The sequence below is a fragment of the Chryseobacterium sp. Marseille-Q8038 genome (genome assembly GCF_965111995.1).
The window spans coordinates 2,685,471-2,700,913 of sequence record NZ_CBCOPN010000001.1; the positions used below are offsets into that span (position 1 = coordinate 2,685,471).

13 protein-coding genes are annotated in these 15,443 nt (G+C 34.9%); 6 read left to right on the top strand and 7 right to left on the bottom strand.

The window, feature by feature from the left end:
• The first annotated feature begins 5 nt into the window (after window positions 1–5).
• Window positions 6–950, top strand: coding sequence for a transketolase family protein (locus tag ACWPWS_RS12430; protein WP_105684517.1), 945 nt, complete (start codon window positions 6–8; stop codon window positions 948–950).
• A 169-nt stretch (window positions 951–1,119) separates the two neighbouring features.
• Here the strand turns inward: ACWPWS_RS12430 and ACWPWS_RS12435 are convergent, their stop codons facing one another.
• The 4 genes from ACWPWS_RS12435 to ACWPWS_RS12450 form a co-directional block, all read right to left on the bottom strand.
• The gene (locus ACWPWS_RS12435) at window positions 1,120–1,641 is read right to left on the bottom strand and encodes a hypothetical protein (protein ID WP_454046698.1); all 522 of its coding nucleotides are present in this window, start codon (window positions 1,639–1,641) and stop codon (window positions 1,120–1,122) included.
• The gene (locus tag ACWPWS_RS12440) at window positions 1,619–2,098 is read right to left on the bottom strand and encodes a hypothetical protein (protein WP_454046699.1); all 480 of its coding nucleotides are present in this window, start codon (window positions 2,096–2,098) and stop codon (window positions 1,619–1,621) included. The genes ACWPWS_RS12435 and ACWPWS_RS12440 overlap by 23 nt, the downstream gene beginning before the upstream one ends.
• Before the next feature lie 153 nt (window positions 2,099–2,251).
• On the bottom strand, window positions 2,252–2,785 hold the full coding sequence (locus tag ACWPWS_RS12445; RefSeq protein ID WP_454046700.1) for a DUF4303 domain-containing protein: 534 nt from the start codon (window positions 2,783–2,785) through the stop codon (window positions 2,252–2,254).
• Between the two features lie 205 nt (window positions 2,786–2,990).
• Window positions 2,991–3,311, bottom strand: a complete 321-nt coding sequence (locus ACWPWS_RS12450; RefSeq protein ID WP_309513356.1) for a DUF4870 domain-containing protein — start codon at window positions 3,309–3,311, stop codon at window positions 2,991–2,993.
• Between the two features lie 238 nt (window positions 3,312–3,549).
• Between ACWPWS_RS12450 and ACWPWS_RS12455 the strand changes: the two genes are divergently transcribed.
• The 5 genes from ACWPWS_RS12455 (at window position 3,550) to gwsS (ending at window position 9,462) form a co-directional block, all read left to right on the top strand.
• On the top strand, window positions 3,550–5,400 hold the full coding sequence (locus ACWPWS_RS12455; RefSeq protein WP_454046701.1) for a helix-turn-helix transcriptional regulator: 1,851 nt from the start codon (window positions 3,550–3,552) through the stop codon (window positions 5,398–5,400).
• A gap of 609 nt (window positions 5,401–6,009) precedes the next feature.
• Entirely contained in the window at window positions 6,010–6,219 is a 210-nt protein-coding gene (locus tag ACWPWS_RS12460; protein WP_454046702.1) for a TIGR04139 family peptide modification target, read from the top strand.
• Between the two features lie 136 nt (window positions 6,220–6,355).
• Window positions 6,356–7,147 carry a hypothetical protein gene (locus ACWPWS_RS12465; RefSeq protein WP_454046703.1) on the top strand — a complete coding sequence of 264 codons (792 nt, stop codon included), beginning with the start codon at window positions 6,356–6,358 and terminating at the stop codon, window positions 7,145–7,147.
• Window positions 7,144–8,046 carry a grasp-with-spasm system ATP-grasp peptide maturase gene (gene gwsG, locus ACWPWS_RS12470; protein WP_454046704.1) on the top strand — a complete coding sequence of 301 codons (903 nt, stop codon included), beginning with the start codon at window positions 7,144–7,146 and terminating at the stop codon, window positions 8,044–8,046. The genes ACWPWS_RS12465 and gwsG overlap by 4 nt, the downstream gene beginning before the upstream one ends.
• A 396-nt stretch (window positions 8,047–8,442) precedes the next feature.
• Window positions 8,443–9,462, top strand: a complete 1,020-nt coding sequence (gene gwsS, locus ACWPWS_RS12475) for a grasp-with-spasm system SPASM domain peptide maturase (protein ID WP_454046705.1) — start codon at window positions 8,443–8,445, stop codon at window positions 9,460–9,462.
• 134 nt (window positions 9,463–9,596) lie between these two features.
• On the opposite strand, the gene ACWPWS_RS12480 is transcribed toward gwsS, so the two are convergent.
• From ACWPWS_RS12480 to ACWPWS_RS12490, 3 genes are all read right to left on the bottom strand, one after another.
• On the bottom strand, window positions 9,597–9,974 hold the full coding sequence (locus ACWPWS_RS12480) for a hypothetical protein (protein ID WP_105684529.1): 378 nt from the start codon (window positions 9,972–9,974) through the stop codon (window positions 9,597–9,599).
• A 69-nt stretch (window positions 9,975–10,043) separates the two neighbouring features.
• On the bottom strand, window positions 10,044–10,514 hold the full coding sequence (locus ACWPWS_RS12485; protein WP_034696982.1) for an Lrp/AsnC family transcriptional regulator: 471 nt from the start codon (window positions 10,512–10,514) through the stop codon (window positions 10,044–10,046).
• A 134-nt stretch (window positions 10,515–10,648) separates the two neighbouring features.
• Window positions 10,649–15,439 (bottom strand): translocation/assembly module TamB, encoded by a 4,791-nt coding sequence (locus ACWPWS_RS12490; RefSeq protein WP_454046706.1) that lies wholly within the window; start codon window positions 15,437–15,439, stop codon window positions 10,649–10,651.
• Between the last annotated feature and the right edge of the window lie 4 nt (window positions 15,440–15,443).

Below are 15,443 nucleotides of genomic sequence, written 5' to 3' on the forward strand. Positions count from 1 at the left end.
TAAAAATGAAATATACATATACAGAAAAAAAGGACACTCGTTCAGGATTCGGAGCAGGATTAGCGGAACTAGCTGACAAAAATCCTAATGTAGTAGCACTTTGTGCAGACCTTATCGGTTCTTTGAAGATGGAAAAATTCATTGAGAAGGCTCCTGAAAGATTCTTTCAGATTGGGATTGCAGAAGCGAACATGATGGGAATTGCTGCTGGTCTTAGTATTACAGGAAAAATACCTTTCACCGGAACTTTTGCTAACTTCTCTACTTCAAGAGTATATGACCAGATTCGTCAGTCTATCGCTTATTCTAACAAAAATGTAAAAATCTGTGCATCTCACGCAGGTCTTACTTTAGGAGAAGATGGAGCAACTCACCAGGTTCTTGAAGATATTGGGATGATGAAAATGCTTCCTGGAATGACAGTGATCAATACTTGTGATTACAACCAGACAAAAGCAGCTACATTAGCCATTGCAGATTTTGAAGGTCCTGTATATTTAAGATTCGGAAGACCTGTAGTTCCTGTATTTATCCCTGAGGATATGCCTTTCGAAATCGGAAAAGGAATTTTACTTCAGGAAGGAACTGATGTAACCATTGTTGCAACAGGACACCTTGTATGGGAATCTCTTGTGGCTGCTGATGAGCTTGAGAAGGAAGGTATTTCTTGTGAGGTAATCAATATCCACACTATCAAGCCTCTTGATGAAGAGATCATTTTAAAATCTGTTGAAAAAACAGGTAAAATTGTAACTGCTGAAGAGCACAACTACCTTGGTGGTTTAGGAGAATCTGTTGCAGGGATGCTTGCAAGAAAAAGACCTACAAGACAGGAATTTGTAGCAGTAAACGATACTTTCGGAGAGTCTGCAACTCCTGCTGAACTGATGAAGAAGTATAAAATTGATTCTACTGCAGTAAAAGAAGCGGTAAAGAGAATTTTAGCTTAATCTAAGCTATTCTATATAGATAAAATCCGGCGGTTTCTTCGAAACCGCCGGATTTTTGTTTTGGAGATTAACCACTCTGTAAAAAGTACTTTGAGTTTTTAACATCTCTCCAGAGGAAGAAAATGATTATACTTCCATTTTTCATTGTATTAGTTTTTACCCTTCATTATTATTGTTCCGATTGCTGATTCAGAGGAATTCCAACAGTGATTAAAACAGGACATAAGATTTTTTCTATATATTCATCTTCTTTTCTCTGTGAGGCTTTCGAACCAGAAAAATAATTACTGATTCTGTAATTTTTCACAAACTGATTTCTCTTTTTACCGATGGAATAGTAATATCCACCTCTTTCATCATTGACAAAATAGGTCATTTCATCAAAATTCATCAGTTTTTTAGAGAGTAAAAGCTTTCTGTAAATACACTTCTCAGATTTATCAAAAATATATTTCACAGGAATCCTGAAGAAAAGATCAAACAGGAAATAGATCATATAAATGCTCCATAATCCCATTGCAATTTTAAATGAGTCACCGGACATCTTACCCATAAAATAGTAAATAATCACAGGAAGTGCTATCACTCCCAATACCAGCCACACTATTAAGATGCGCAGGAAATTATAATTGGGCATAAAGCTTATTTCACTTCCGTTTTCTTCAAACTTATAACGGTCTCTGATTTCCATTTTCAGGATTATTAATGTTCATAATATCCTCTGTCTCATTCACCATCTTCTGTATTCCTTTTTGGGTAAGAGCCTGTCCAATCGTAAGGTGTTTTTCTTTACCATCAACCTCAAAATAAATAGACAACACCACATTGGTTGTGATAAAACCCAGATACTTTGTAGCCAGTACATGGAAATTCCTGAAGTTTTCTAAAGGATATGTTCTTGCGGGAACAAAAATCGTATGCTTGCCTGTAATAGTCATTTGATCCATATCAATAATGAATTTCTTGGTAAAGAAATTAATCATAATAAGCGCTACCACAGCAATAATAACATAACTGACAGTTCTTGCACTGTTAAAAATAAGTCCTGCAATAATTAGAAAAATAATACAAAGCACCGTTATAAATACCGGCTGATTTTTAAAAATATATTGGTTTCCTTCTTGTTTATAAAATTGATAGTTGTTCATAATTAATGTAATTGTTATTTATATTTTGGTTAAAGATCTAGTTACTATAAAAAGCAGTTATAGAAATTGCAGTTGATAAGAGGCTTCTGAGACAATTATTTTATCGGGCTTCATATGTATATATTTAAAGTGTTTTTTTAATTCGTCATACTTTTAATTGCCCCAGGTAGCCATCCAGTCCAGATATTCACTTTTGTATTCATTATCATTAAGCCTAATGATAAGATCTTTCAGGTCTTTTTCCTCAAACTCATAATCTGAAACCGTGAAAGTCAGGAAAATATCTTTGCCAGTTATCTTTGTGAAAAAGTTTTCATTTTTAAGTTTTTCCAGTATTTCAATGCAGGTGGAATATAACTTATTCTGAAAACCATCAAACCATTGATCGGCATCATCATGTTTAGTAAGTTCCTCTCTCAACTGAGTACAGATTTCACCAAATTCTTTATTGGCTCCTTCCATTTCATAGGTCCATTCTGCCGGTTCATATTTATAATAAAGAACATCTTCTTCATCTGCATTTTCTATTGCTTTCATTGTATTGGCAGCGGGACATACCGTCATTGCTCCCTCATCACTATAGAGTGCGAAACTATAAATCTTCTCTGCACCATGCTTTTCATACACTTCTAAAAAAGCTTTCTTAGCAGCGTCTTCAATCTGCTGTTTCAAAATTTCAAAATCCATACTTCTTTTCTTTTTTAAAATGGGCGGTAAAATTACCTTTATCCTGTCAAATCAGCTCATTATATTTTAAAAAGGGCTGGTCAAATTCATGATTATAGCTATCCTATTTTCATTATAAAATGATGAACTGTTTTATTATTCATAAAATATCTCTTGTTGATGCATCGTAAAAGTATTATGACCCCAGATATAGAAATCTCAAATATTATCCGATAAATGAAAATTTATCTTCAACCATTTTCCCAATCAGTGGTAAAGGTTTTTCAACATCATTGGCTGCATTAATGATTCCGATAATCATCAGTACCAAAGGAATACATCCAAATATCCCCAGAATTCCAATTTTGGTCGCCATCAACAGGATATTAAGAATGATGAACAATACAATTGAAAAAATAATCAGTCCCAACGACTGCTTCAGATGATACTTTAGAAAGCTGCTCGATTTTTCTTTTCCGATGATGAAGGAAATCAGCCATCCGAAAAGCGTAATGTAAGAGACAATAGATAAGGTTTTGTTGTCCATAGCGGTAAAATTTTTAATTAATATTCTTTGATTTTTTCCGGCCCAAAATTGCAGCAGAAAAATGTCCCCGCAGTTATTTCTGCAACTACAAAACATCTTCAACTCAAATGGAAGACGACTACAAAACGTCTACAAAAACAAATAAAATATTGATTATCAATAAAATAGAAATAATCATTATTTCTGATTTTTTAATTCGGAAATTGACAGGTGTCTACAATTTTTGTACTTTCACCCTATGAAATTAAAGTACTCACTTTTATATTGTATACTTTTTATCTGCACCTTATATCCCGCACAGAATACATTTATTGATGGTCTTAAAATTCAATTGAGGGAAGACCATATTTCAACTGCAGAAAAGTTCAAAATTTACAATGAGTTTACAGAATATTACAGAGTCAGTGATCAATATGAGACAGCCGAAAAATATGTTCAGCAACAGCTTGAACTGGCTAAAAAGGAACAAAACTATGCTGAAGAAGTAAAGGCACTTGCTCAAAAAGGAATTATTAAGCTCAATCAGTCTCAGTATGATAAGGTTCCTCCGATCATCGATGCTGTGAATGAAATTCTTCAAAAGAGTAATAATAAAACAGCAGCATTATATGCCCATTATCTGAATATCTATTACAACAATACCCTTGGCGAACCTGAAAACACCATAAAACTCATTCAGAAAGCTCTTCCACTGGTTGAAAAACAGCCTTCAGAGACCATGCTGAATGCAAAGCTTAATTATCTTCTCTATGGAGTCTATACAGAATGGAATGATGCTGAAAATGCGTCCAAATACGCCAAAAAATCCATTGAGCTTGCTGAAAAATCAGGAAATAAAAACCTGTTGAGTTCAGCCTACTCTGCTCTGGCCGTATGTTATTCTTTTCGATTTGAAAAAACGGGAGATTTAAAAGATCTGAAACCCGTCATAGAAATGTGTAAAAAGGCAGCTGCCCTGTATCATCAGTTTCCGGGACATGTTTCGGCTCATGTACAAGCTATGGCATTGTTGAACCTGATCAATTATTATTTGAGTTACCCTGTCATGACTCCGGAAATACGTTCGGAAATTCAGAATAATGCCAACGAAATATTGGCTCTTACTCAGCATACAACCCTTAATCAGGGCATTCAGGCAGGAGCACTTGGAGTATTGAGCAATCTTGCATCAAGGGATCAGAATGATGCTTTATCAGAACAATATCTTCTGAAGGCTGAACAGATTCTTCTTACTCAAAAACCGGTGTATTACCATGTCATGATCAAGGTTGTAGAAGGTCTTGCTCAATTGTACGCAAAGCAAAAAAATTATCAGAAAGCCTATGAATACGAATCAAGAGTAACAAAATACAGTAATCTTCTCTTTGATGAAGGGCAGGCTAAAACTGCCAAAAAACTGGAAGCTCAATATCAATCTCAAAAAAAAGAATCTGAGCTCAGAGCTCTTACCGAAAAAACAGCCAGTCTGAAAAAAGAAAAACTGTTATACATCGGGTTGGGAATCATTGGACTGATTGGTGCTTTTTTCATGTTCCGTTCTTATCATTTTAAACTGCGGTATTCTATAGAAAGAGAAAATAAACTTGATACGGAAAAACATGAAGCAGAAATGCAGATTAAGCTTCAAAAGGAAGAACAGGCCAGATTAAAGGCTGAGCAGGAACTTCTTACGCTTCAACAGCAAAAACTTCAAAGTGAGGTATTGGCAAGTCAGCTTCATATTCAGCATAAGAATGAAGTTCTGCAACAGCTTCAGACACAGCTTTCTGATACTGATATTAATATTCAGCACGTGGTAAAGGGAGAAAACCGTGTAGATAATGATTTTGAAAAGATCAGATTCACCATTCAGGAACTGCATCCGGATTTTTTTAAAAATATCAATGAAAGAGCCCAACAAAAATTGACCGCCCTGGATTTGAAATACTGCGCGTATATTTATCTGGGGATGGATACGAAACAGATTGCCAATCTCCTCAGCGTAGAACCCAAAAGTGTAAGAATGACCAAATACCGCCTTAAAAAGAAGTTCGGACTGAATGAACATACCGCTTTAGAATCTTTTTTTCAGGGAGTATTCTCTGAGTAACCAGCAATTTTTAAATAAATAATAAAAGCTTTTTAACTTCGGGTTGAAAAGCTTCATTCTTATTGTCCAAATTCGTAGGTCTTGATCTGTATTTTTTAAAATCATAGTTTTCTAATCAAAATTCATAGGATATTACACTCTTTTATGGAGTAAAAAATAAGATTTTAATACAAACAACAACATTGTAAGCATACAAATTTTGATTAACACCCATTGATTTCAATCTGATTTGCAATCCAATATTATATATTTTCCCATATTGTACAATAGAAAATATTCCCATACAACATCTTATTAAAGTCGGGAATTTTCTTTGGTTGATGAGGGTTTACTTTATAGTTTTTCAAATTTCAAATATTTCACCAAACCTCAGCCATCATCAAGAGGAAAACTTGCATTTGTGCATAAAGCAAAATACAAATCATTTACACATTTTATCCCAGCAAAGTGAACTGAATATTTATAGTTTTATCCCATCAACGTTGATGAAATACATTCTTCACATTTAAACTGCATGTGTACAGTGTATGATAAATGAACAGAATATTTCACCCTAAAGTCAGGGTTTATCTGACATCAATAATTTTCAACAACACAAAAATTACAAACATGAAAAAGTTAATTGGAATGAAGAGCAACTTCTCTTCTCTGGAAAACAAAAAGCTTAAAGATCTTAAAACAATTCAAGGGGGCAGCTATAACGTTAAATCTAACGTTTCCGTTGGAGAAGGCTGTGAAGAATATGATACCTATACAGGCCCGGGAGGTGCATATATAGGTAGAATTACGGTGTGTAACCCTACACAATCACTAAACTAATGCTGCAGAGAATGGAGGGCCATGCCCTCCTTTTTACTTTTCAAACTTTCAAAAACATGATAAGCTTATGAAACAATATATTTATTATACTCTATTATTCATTTGGGTTTCATTCTTATCATGCAAAAATCGGGAAGTGAATTACATTACTTATTATAGCAAAGTAAATGAAATCGACAGTATTTACCGAATGGCTAATAAACCTGAAAAAGCCATAAAAAAATTCAAAAAAATATTTCAGAAGTATGAACCTAAAAACCAAGAGCTTACTGAAGAATACAAAACTTATATTAAACTAGCAGATCAGTACCATAAAAACTTTGGCGGGAAAAAGAGCCTATACAAGCTTATTACACTAATAGCTCCCTATGGTAATGAATATAAAAAGCTTTATCCTCTCTGCAAGAAATACGGGATAGACAGTCTGGAAGTCAACCAAAAAGTAGCCGACTGGAAAAAGAATCTTAACAAAACATTGATAGATTCCTTCAGTATTGCTATGATCCGTGACCAGGAAGGAAGGCCTGAAAACAGAGCCCTTGTAGCCAAGAATATTGAAAAAAATGCAGATCTTTTTTTCTGGACATTTGAATATTACGGATTTCCTGATGGACAAAAAATAGGAAGATTAGGAAACAATGACGTTTTCATCGCTATGCCCACATTATTAAGTCATATGATTGCTTCAAAAAAATATCCTGAATTCAGAAAAAAACTATTCGAATATGTAAAAACAGGCCATTGCTCTCCTCAGGAATATGCCCTAATGTCTGATACCTATGATTACTATAGAAATACTGCTGTACGATACAGCTTACGGAATAATAATCAGGATTCTGTCCGGATTAACCGCAACCGTAAAAGTATTGGCCTACCCAGTATTAAACATTCATCTAAAATCAGAAAAGATAAAATTAAGAAAAAATGATTCTGATCCTTTCTACTAATCAGGAAACAACAACAAATGAAGTTATTAAGTGGCTTAAAGCACTTGGTAAAGCTTTTATCCGTATACATGAAGATGAAGTTTTTGAAATAAAAACAGATCAAAATAAAGTCTTTTTACAAAGTCAGAGAAATAGTTTTTTTATTGAAGATATTACCAGTGTCTGGTATCGCAGAGGAGGACTGCAATTTATGAGAAAAGAATATGACAACGCTTCAATTAATACTTATATGAATGAAACTCAATATTGGCTCGAAGACTATGTAATAAAAATGCTTGAAACAAAAAACCATATTAATAAACAAAGCAATAGTCATTTGAATAAACTTCTCGTACTTGAACAAGCAAAAAAAGCAGGTTTAAAAGTTCCGAAATACTACTTAGCAGAAAACACGAACCAGCTAGTTGTGAATAAAACGATTACAAAATCTATTGCTGAAAATATAATATTGAAATCAGTTGGTGGTTTTTCTGAAGGCATTTTGTATACTTCACTTGTTACAGAGATGGAAAAAGGAAATTTCTTTATTACCTTTTTTCAGGAAATGATTGAAAAAGATTTTGAAGTAAGAGCCTTTTATCTTCATGGCAAAATCTGGGCTACTGCTATTTTTTCTCAAAATGATAAGAAGACCCAGCTTGATCATAGAAAATATAATCACGAGATACCGAATCGGAATGTTAGATATAATCTTCCAAAAGAGATTGAAGAAAAAATACATATCCTTATGCAACAACTGGATGTAAACTGTGGCTCACTAGATTTCATAAAAAGCAAAAATGATTTTTACTTCTTAGAAATAAACCCTGTGGGTCAGTTTTTAGGATTATCTGCCATTTGTAATTATTTACTTGAAAAAGAAATAGCAGAATACTTATGAAAAAGAAGTTTAAAGAAAAAAATAAGTTACCTCTTACTCTAAAGTATATAGAAAATTTTAGAGATGCTTCAGCTGAAATACAAGAGGATCATAAGATTAATTATATTACCTCTATTGAATATCAAACTGATTTTTTATTGAGAATAAAACCTACAAAACCACTTGTAAGATTATTATGAAAAATATTATTTTAAGTATATAACTTATTTGATTCTTTGTCTATTTCTTTATGCCTGTAAAAACCGAAATTACCTCTTATACTATAACAAGGTAAACGAGATTGACAGTATTTACCGAATGGCTAATAAACCTGAAAAAGCCATAAAAAAATTCAAAAAACTATTTCAGAAGTATGAACCAAAAAACCAAGAACATTGAAAAAACTTTACCTAACTTATGAACTATTTCAATTTATTTTCAACCATCCTCATCACCAAAGGCGTCACCAGAATTCTCATTTCAGATCTACAAAGAAACGTATCAGAATTGTATCCACTGGAACTGCATGAGGTTATTATGGATCTGAAAAAATATTCCATTGAAGATTTGTTGAAGAATTATGATGAGGAGTCCAGAGAAATCGTTCAGGAATATCTCAGCCTTTTGTTAGAAAAAGAGTATGGATTTATAACAGATAAGGATTGGGACAGGAATTTTCCTCCTCTCTCCTATGAATATCATGAACCTAGTACAATAACCAATCTTTTCCTGGAGATGGAAAATATTAAGATCCTAAAAAAAATAAAATCATCGGTAGAAAACCTGGGAATTAGACATTTGGTTATTTATAGTCCGAAACCTTTAACCTCAAAGGATTTTATAGAAATTGATAAAACTTTTACCACCTCAGTCTTATCAGGAATAGAAATTTTTTCTCCGTTTCATCAGAAAATTAACCTATCTTTTATACAGGCTCTCCAAAAAAATACAGTCAGAATATACAGTCTCATTTTCTACAATTGTTCGAAGCCTCCTTTCAAAGCTAAAGATGAATACAGATTCTCACTGCATTTTCTGAAAGATGACCTGCAACTCTCTGCCTGTGGAAAAGTGGAACTGAAATACTTCAATACCAATATTCCTAAAATTATTGAAGCGATTAACCATAATTCCTGCCTGTATAAAAAGATGGGTATTGATCGAAACGGCAATATCAAAAACTGTCCTCTTATGAAAGAAAGCTTTGGAAACATCAATACACAGAGTCTTGAAGAGGCAGCCAATCAACCTGATTTCAAAAAATACTGGAACCTCACTAAAGACAGTGTTGAAATCTGTAAAGACTGTGAGTTCCGTTATGTCTGCACAGACTGCCGGGCTTATACCGAAAATGCTCTAAAAAACAAAAAAGGCATCAATGTATCAAAACCTCTCAAATGTGGCTATAATCCCTATACAGGAGAATGGGAGGATTAGGACAGTAATCCTTTAAAGCAAGAAATTTTCCATTCATTGGGATCGTAGATAATGTTTTTTCCTCTTGTTAATCAAAAACCGCTTTTAAATTTGATTTAAAAGCGGTTTGTTATCTTGTTGTATTTGATTAATCCTTATTTAAAAAACTTCCATTTCGGGATAATGGCAAGCATTCCGAATCCTGTAAACAGGAAAAGATTGGTTACATCTGTATACAGGAATGTAGACAGGTAATAATTGTGCATAAAGAAATGCAGCACCAGTAAAGCGGGGAACATAAAAATTCCTACTTTTCTGTAGAAGAACATCAGCACCAGCCCGATTACCATCAGTACATCAATAGAAAATATCACATAAAAGTACCACCTCGGAATCTCCAGATATTCGTGCTGCAGATATTCATCCACATCTATTCCAAGTCCCATTACGGTAAACAACATCAAGGCAGCAAATGCCAGTATGAATCCCCATCCTTTCTTCGGGTCTTCGTCAAAATAGCTGTATTCTTCCATACCTACAAAAATAAAGAACTTATGAGAGATTTCATAAGTTCTTTTATAATTATTCGTTTAAAATTTGACTTACACAGAGATTGCGTTGATCAGTCTGTTTTTGTCACTTAAGAATTCCTCCATAGAGATCATACTTTCAGTTCTCATTACATCCTGAATGTCATCGATCTGGTAAATAATTCTTTTAGCATCATCCGTATTCTTAGCTCTTACTTTACAGAAAATATTATATTTCCCGGAAATAACGCTAGCTTCGATTACGTTAGGTAAAGTTGACAATTCTTTCAATACTTCCTGAGTACGGTTTGATTTTGTCAAAAGGATACCTATGAAAGCTGTAAAGTGATAATCCAGCTTACCATAATCGATGTTAAGAGATGATCCCAAAATAATACCTGCATCTTCCATCTTTTTCACTCTTACGTGAATTGTTCCAGCAGAAACATCCATCTGCTTTGCAATTTCAGTAAAAGGCATTCTTGTGTTTTCTACTAAGAAATCAAGAATCTTCTTGTCTATTTCGTCCAGTTGATAGTTCATATTAGTTAAATTACAATTTCTTTAAAAAATCTATGTATTTTTTGCAAATTTACGAAAAATAATTTAACTAAAAAATATATATCAAATATTAACAATAATTAACACAGATGATAAAAATCATTAAAATATTCTAATTATTTAGCATTTGATTTTATAGAATCTGTTTTTATTTCACCTTTTGCATCTGAAGTTTTTTTGTCTTTTTTCTTCTTTTTAAACAAAGAATTGAAGCTTTTACTCCACACTACCCCTCCTCCATAGGCTTGATTAGCAGAACCGTTTGTACTCACCATTCCGATGTTTGTAGGCTTGGAATAAGCACGTATAACCAAAGAACCATCATTCTTCTTAGACAAATCATATTCTACAGACCCTTCGGTAGAAAGATAATTGTTTTGGGCACCATCTGTTTTTGATAAAGGAATACCTAGCCCGGTCTTGATATTAACTCTTGGGGAAAGGGCTACACTTACTCCTGCATTGGCCCGGTCTCCAAAATTGGAGTTCTGGTCTCCTTTTACATAATTAAGGTCGATCTGGAATTCATTACTCATGGTATTAAGAACAGATCCCAGCTGTTTCAGAAGCATATTATATCCCGAAGATTCCGCAACATTTCCTACGTTCACATCAAATCCACCAGAGTTTGAAACGTTGAAGGTACTCAATAGGAGTACAGATCCGAACTGAAGAACTTTTTCTCCTTCCTGGCTCATTTTCGCGGCTAAGGTCTCTCTTACCTGGCTGGATACATCCATTGCCGTCACATTAAGATCAATCTGAGGATCTACCAACGACTGGGTAATATGGGCCTGCAGCAAGATACTGATAGGCTGTAGTTTCCCCATACTAAGATATTCTCCGGCATTGGAAACCATTCTTATATAGTTGGCATTAATATCTAATGCAGGCTTCATAGCATCCCCATCCCATCTGATGCTGCTGTTTCTTTCAATCTGGAACGTTTTGTTAAGGATGGCTTTAGAAACAAATGTTCCGTTATCCACTTTATAGGTACCGCTCATGGCAATATTCCCCTGTCTGTTCATGTGAAATCTCAACGGATCAGCTGATCCTTTTACGGTAATATTACCTACATCATCTCCTACCAATACATTTACAGTAGTCCCTTTATCTACAGCCAGGTTGAAATCAATATTCATGTTGGCTCCCGTTTTTTTCTTCTCTTCCAGTGTAATCAGACCGTCTTTCCCTTCTTTCAGGAACCTCAGCATTTTAAATTCTTCAACATTGGAAGTAGAACTGGAATTAAAGGTAAAGGTACTTCCGTTAAGTGCCTTCATATTAGGAGTCGTTATACTCAATCCTGAAACAGGTCCGTCTACGTACAGATCTCCCTGTCCATACACTCTTCCCCAGAACAGGTCAAAATCCTTTTGTGTAGTATTCAGCATCAATAGGTTATCCGCTCTCATTACCAGAGACACCCCCATTGAAGAAAGGGTTTCAAACTGGATCGCACCGGAAATATTCCCTTTAGAATTGGTTCTTCCGTCATGTACTTCAATATTATTGAGAATCGCAAGTCCTTTGGTCAGCTGAATTACTGTATCATCAAATGAATAATCTACCCCGGTAAACAGAAGTTTCAATCCAAAATCTTTTAACGCAATATCTCCACTATAATCAAGGTTGCTCAGCTTTCCGTTAATTTTAAGATCTCCTGTCGCTTTCCCACGTAGATTTCCGAAAATAGTCTGCACAAACTGCTGCGTAAATGAAAGATCAAAATCACGCATTTCTGCTGTAAGATCAATGATCGGAGAAGAAGTATTATTATTAACGGTTCCTGTAAGATTAAGACTGTTATTTCCCAGTACTCCTGCAGAATGAACTTTTACATCAATATCATACACATTCAGTGAGAACCCATTGGTAGCAGAGATAGAGATATCTCCCATATCATTGCCATTCATCTTGATATCATCAATATTAAGATCTACCAGTGGCTGAAGGGTACTTTTATCCATTTTGATCTTAACACTTCCGTTGGCAAGACCTTTAATATCCATTGTATTTCCTCCGGACTGCATATCCAGAAGCTTTTCTACAGCAAAATCATTGATATCAGCGTCTACGTAAAAATCTTTTGCAGATTTAAACTGTGCTTCTTTAATAAACAAAGCACTCTTATCAGAATACACTCTTAAATTCCGGATATCAAAATCTCCTGTTTTCTTCCTGTAAGTAATGGAATGATTCAGTTCAGGACTTGTATCTATAGCCCAGGTAACTTCATTGAATTTCACTTCCGTAGGTTCAAACCTGAATACATAATCACCTGCAGCATCGGTAGACTGATCTACGTTAATGGCATATTCTTTAAGCTTTTCATTCAATTCATCATCAGGACTTCCATGTTTGAATACAGTCGCTAAATGAAGGGTATTCCCATTCTCATTATTTCCTTTAAGCTCAAAATCTTTGATCACATTTTTATTATAGAGGACTCTGTTGATCTTAGCGTACAATTGCTGATTAAGATCTGCCGTGTTAATTCTCACCTTAACACTATCCACCATAGCACTGTCTCTGTTGATATTCTTCCTGTTATTCACTTTGTAATCAGGACTGGAAGCAGCCAGTGCATTATCGGCATCTGTAATTTCTTCCTCCTTCGTCATCATATATTTTAAAGAAGCCGCATCAAGATTCAGGATCAGGTTATTTGAGTTTCCGTCATATTCGCCTTCCACAAGAGCGCCCTGTGGCAATCTCAATTCAGGTAGGAAATAATTAACCAATCCTTGCTGAACATCAAATTTCAGCGCAAAATTCTGTCCACGGTATAATTTTCTTGGCGGTGGCCCCACTAATATTTTCCCTAGTCCGTTTTCTACCATTCCGGCAAGATCTGCAAGACTATATTTTCCTGAAATTTTACCTGTAGCAGCTCCCGGAGCATCTACATCAATCACACGGCTGCCTGCTTCTATAAATGTTTTTAGCTTGGCATTCGGAATATTATATTTTTGGGTAGCTGTAGCAAAATAAAGATTATTAGCATTCACATCCAGCGTAAGGTCATTAATGGATGACATGGCCATCTTTCCATCCACCTGTCCACTGACCACCTGAGTACCAGGCTTATTGGTGAAATAATTCATATTCAGGTACGTGACATCTGCATTCACGTCCATTGCTATTCTTGGAGTACTGAAATCTATTAATCCTTTGATGGTAGCTTTCGCCTGTTCATCATTAACAGTAATCAGTCCGTTATATTTTTTATGATCCAATAATCCGTCCAGATACAGATTATTGATCGTTTTATCCATAATTTCAATACTTGCAATCTGAGATTTCGTTGTCAGACGCATGGTATTCACATCAAAGCTTTGCCCGTTAAGATCAAATTTACCGGAAATCAAACCTACCGTTTTATTCTTTGTGATCACAGAGGTATTAAGATCTTTCACATCAAGATATCCGGAATATTTTGGCATGGCAGTACTGTACCCCGTTAAGGTAAGTTTGGAAATTTTCGCCTGCCCAATTCCGGTCATTAAGTTTCCACTGTCTACATAGATCTGATCAGGATTTACTTTTGCCGTTCCATTGTATTTCAGTTTTCCAAAATCATCGGCAAAATTTTTCATCTTTTTGGAGATGAAAGAAGGCATCATTGCTTTTAAATCCTTGTAAGTAAAATCCGTGGAAAGTTCTTTCGTTTCAATAGCAAAATGTCCTTTCAGCAGGTTATCAACCTTCATTGTTTTGGTAGCAATATTGACATCAGGATTTCTGATCAGGAAGTTTTCCAGATGAAATTTGTTTAAAGGTCCTGTCATTATCCCCGAAAGATTGAACGGTTTGATATTATCCCAATTGGTTACAAAATAACTGATATCATAACCACTTAACTGACTTCCCTGTTTGATATTCATATCCCATCGTACCCTGTCAGCAAAATCTGCCCAGGATCCGTCGTGAAGGTTGAATTTAATATCTCCCTGAAGTAAAGTATGATCTGTATTAAGGGTAAGATCTTTTAATGATAAAAACTGCTTCGTTAAAGACAGTTCAGTTGAAAATGTATCTACGATATGGGCTTTTCCCCATCTTGAAGTTACAAAAGACATATTATTAATCAATGCTGAAACATTCGGGCCATTGACTTTTACATTCGGGGCTTTTAAGTTGAATTTTGTGGCGGTAAGCCATTTTCCCTGTTCACCGGGAGAATTTTCATTAACAATAGAAACTTTGGAATCAATAATCTGGATTCTGGAATTCAGCTGAAAAGGAGGTTTTTTCGGATCTCTTTTCTTTCCGTTATCAAAAAGGTCTACGAATCTTACAAAATTGGAAATACTGTCACCTTTATAAGTAATTACCTTCACATCGGCATTAACAAGAGCAAGAGAATTGAAACTTAAAGAATTGCTGCTTCCTGAGATGGCATTTACTGCCAGAGATATCCAGTCGGAATCTGCACGAAACTCACGGGCTGTGATAAAATTAAAACCTTTGTAATCTTTTACCTTTAACCCTTTTATGGTTACATCTCCGAAATAGTTTACATCTACACTTTCGGTAGAAAAATCGGATTTAAAATCATTATTAACCAGTTTCAATGCCTGATCAGCTGCCCATTTCTTTGTCACAGGAAGATTGATTGCAATCAGTACTCCTCCAACGAGAACAATGCCCAGCCAAAAGAGAATCAAGAGCAGTTTTGCCCACCAGGTATAGCTGGTAACATCTTTCACAGCCTGCTTCCCAAACTCTTCAGCGGTTTCCACAGGATGATGCAGGGCATCTGAAGCCAGCTCAGATGCTTCCTTCACTGTCTCCCGAACTTTTCCCTCTACATTTTCGACAGTTTTCTGTACCTGATCACCTAGGTTTTCAGCTACTGATTTTTTATTCTCATTCTCGTTATTATTCTCTAACTTTGCCATTATT

Bases quoted from the DNA above. Each gene is read 5' to 3' on its own strand.
- ACWPWS_RS12480 (WP_105684529.1), bottom strand. From the start codon at position 9,974: ATGGAAGAATACAGCTATTTTGACGAAGACCCGAAGAAAGGATGGGGA.
- ACWPWS_RS12440 (WP_454046699.1), bottom strand. From the start codon at position 2,098: ATGAACAACTATCAATTTTATAAACAAGAAGGAAACCAATATATTTTT.
- gwsS (WP_454046705.1), top strand. From the start codon at position 8,443: ATGAACTATTTCAATTTATTTTCAACCATCCTCATCACCAAAGGCGTC.
- ACWPWS_RS12435 (WP_454046698.1), bottom strand. From the start codon at position 1,641: ATGGAAATCAGAGACCGTTATAAGTTTGAAGAAAACGGAAGTGAAATA.
- ACWPWS_RS12490 (WP_454046706.1), bottom strand. From the start codon at position 15,439: ATGGCAAAGTTAGAGAATAATAACGAGAATGAGAATAAAAAATCAGTA.
- ACWPWS_RS12430 (WP_105684517.1), top strand. From the start codon at position 6: ATGAAATATACATATACAGAAAAAAAGGACACTCGTTCAGGATTCGGA.
- ACWPWS_RS12455 (WP_454046701.1), top strand. From the start codon at position 3,550: ATGAAATTAAAGTACTCACTTTTATATTGTATACTTTTTATCTGCACC.
- ACWPWS_RS12445 (WP_454046700.1), bottom strand. From the start codon at position 2,785: ATGGATTTTGAAATTTTGAAACAGCAGATTGAAGACGCTGCTAAGAAA.
- ACWPWS_RS12450 (WP_309513356.1), bottom strand. From the start codon at position 3,311: ATGGACAACAAAACCTTATCTATTGTCTCTTACATTACGCTTTTCGGA.
- gwsG (WP_454046704.1), top strand. From the start codon at position 7,144: ATGATTCTGATCCTTTCTACTAATCAGGAAACAACAACAAATGAAGTT.
- ACWPWS_RS12460 (WP_454046702.1), top strand. From the start codon at position 6,010: ATGAAAAAGTTAATTGGAATGAAGAGCAACTTCTCTTCTCTGGAAAAC.
- ACWPWS_RS12485 (WP_034696982.1), bottom strand. From the start codon at position 10,514: ATGAACTATCAACTGGACGAAATAGACAAGAAGATTCTTGATTTCTTA.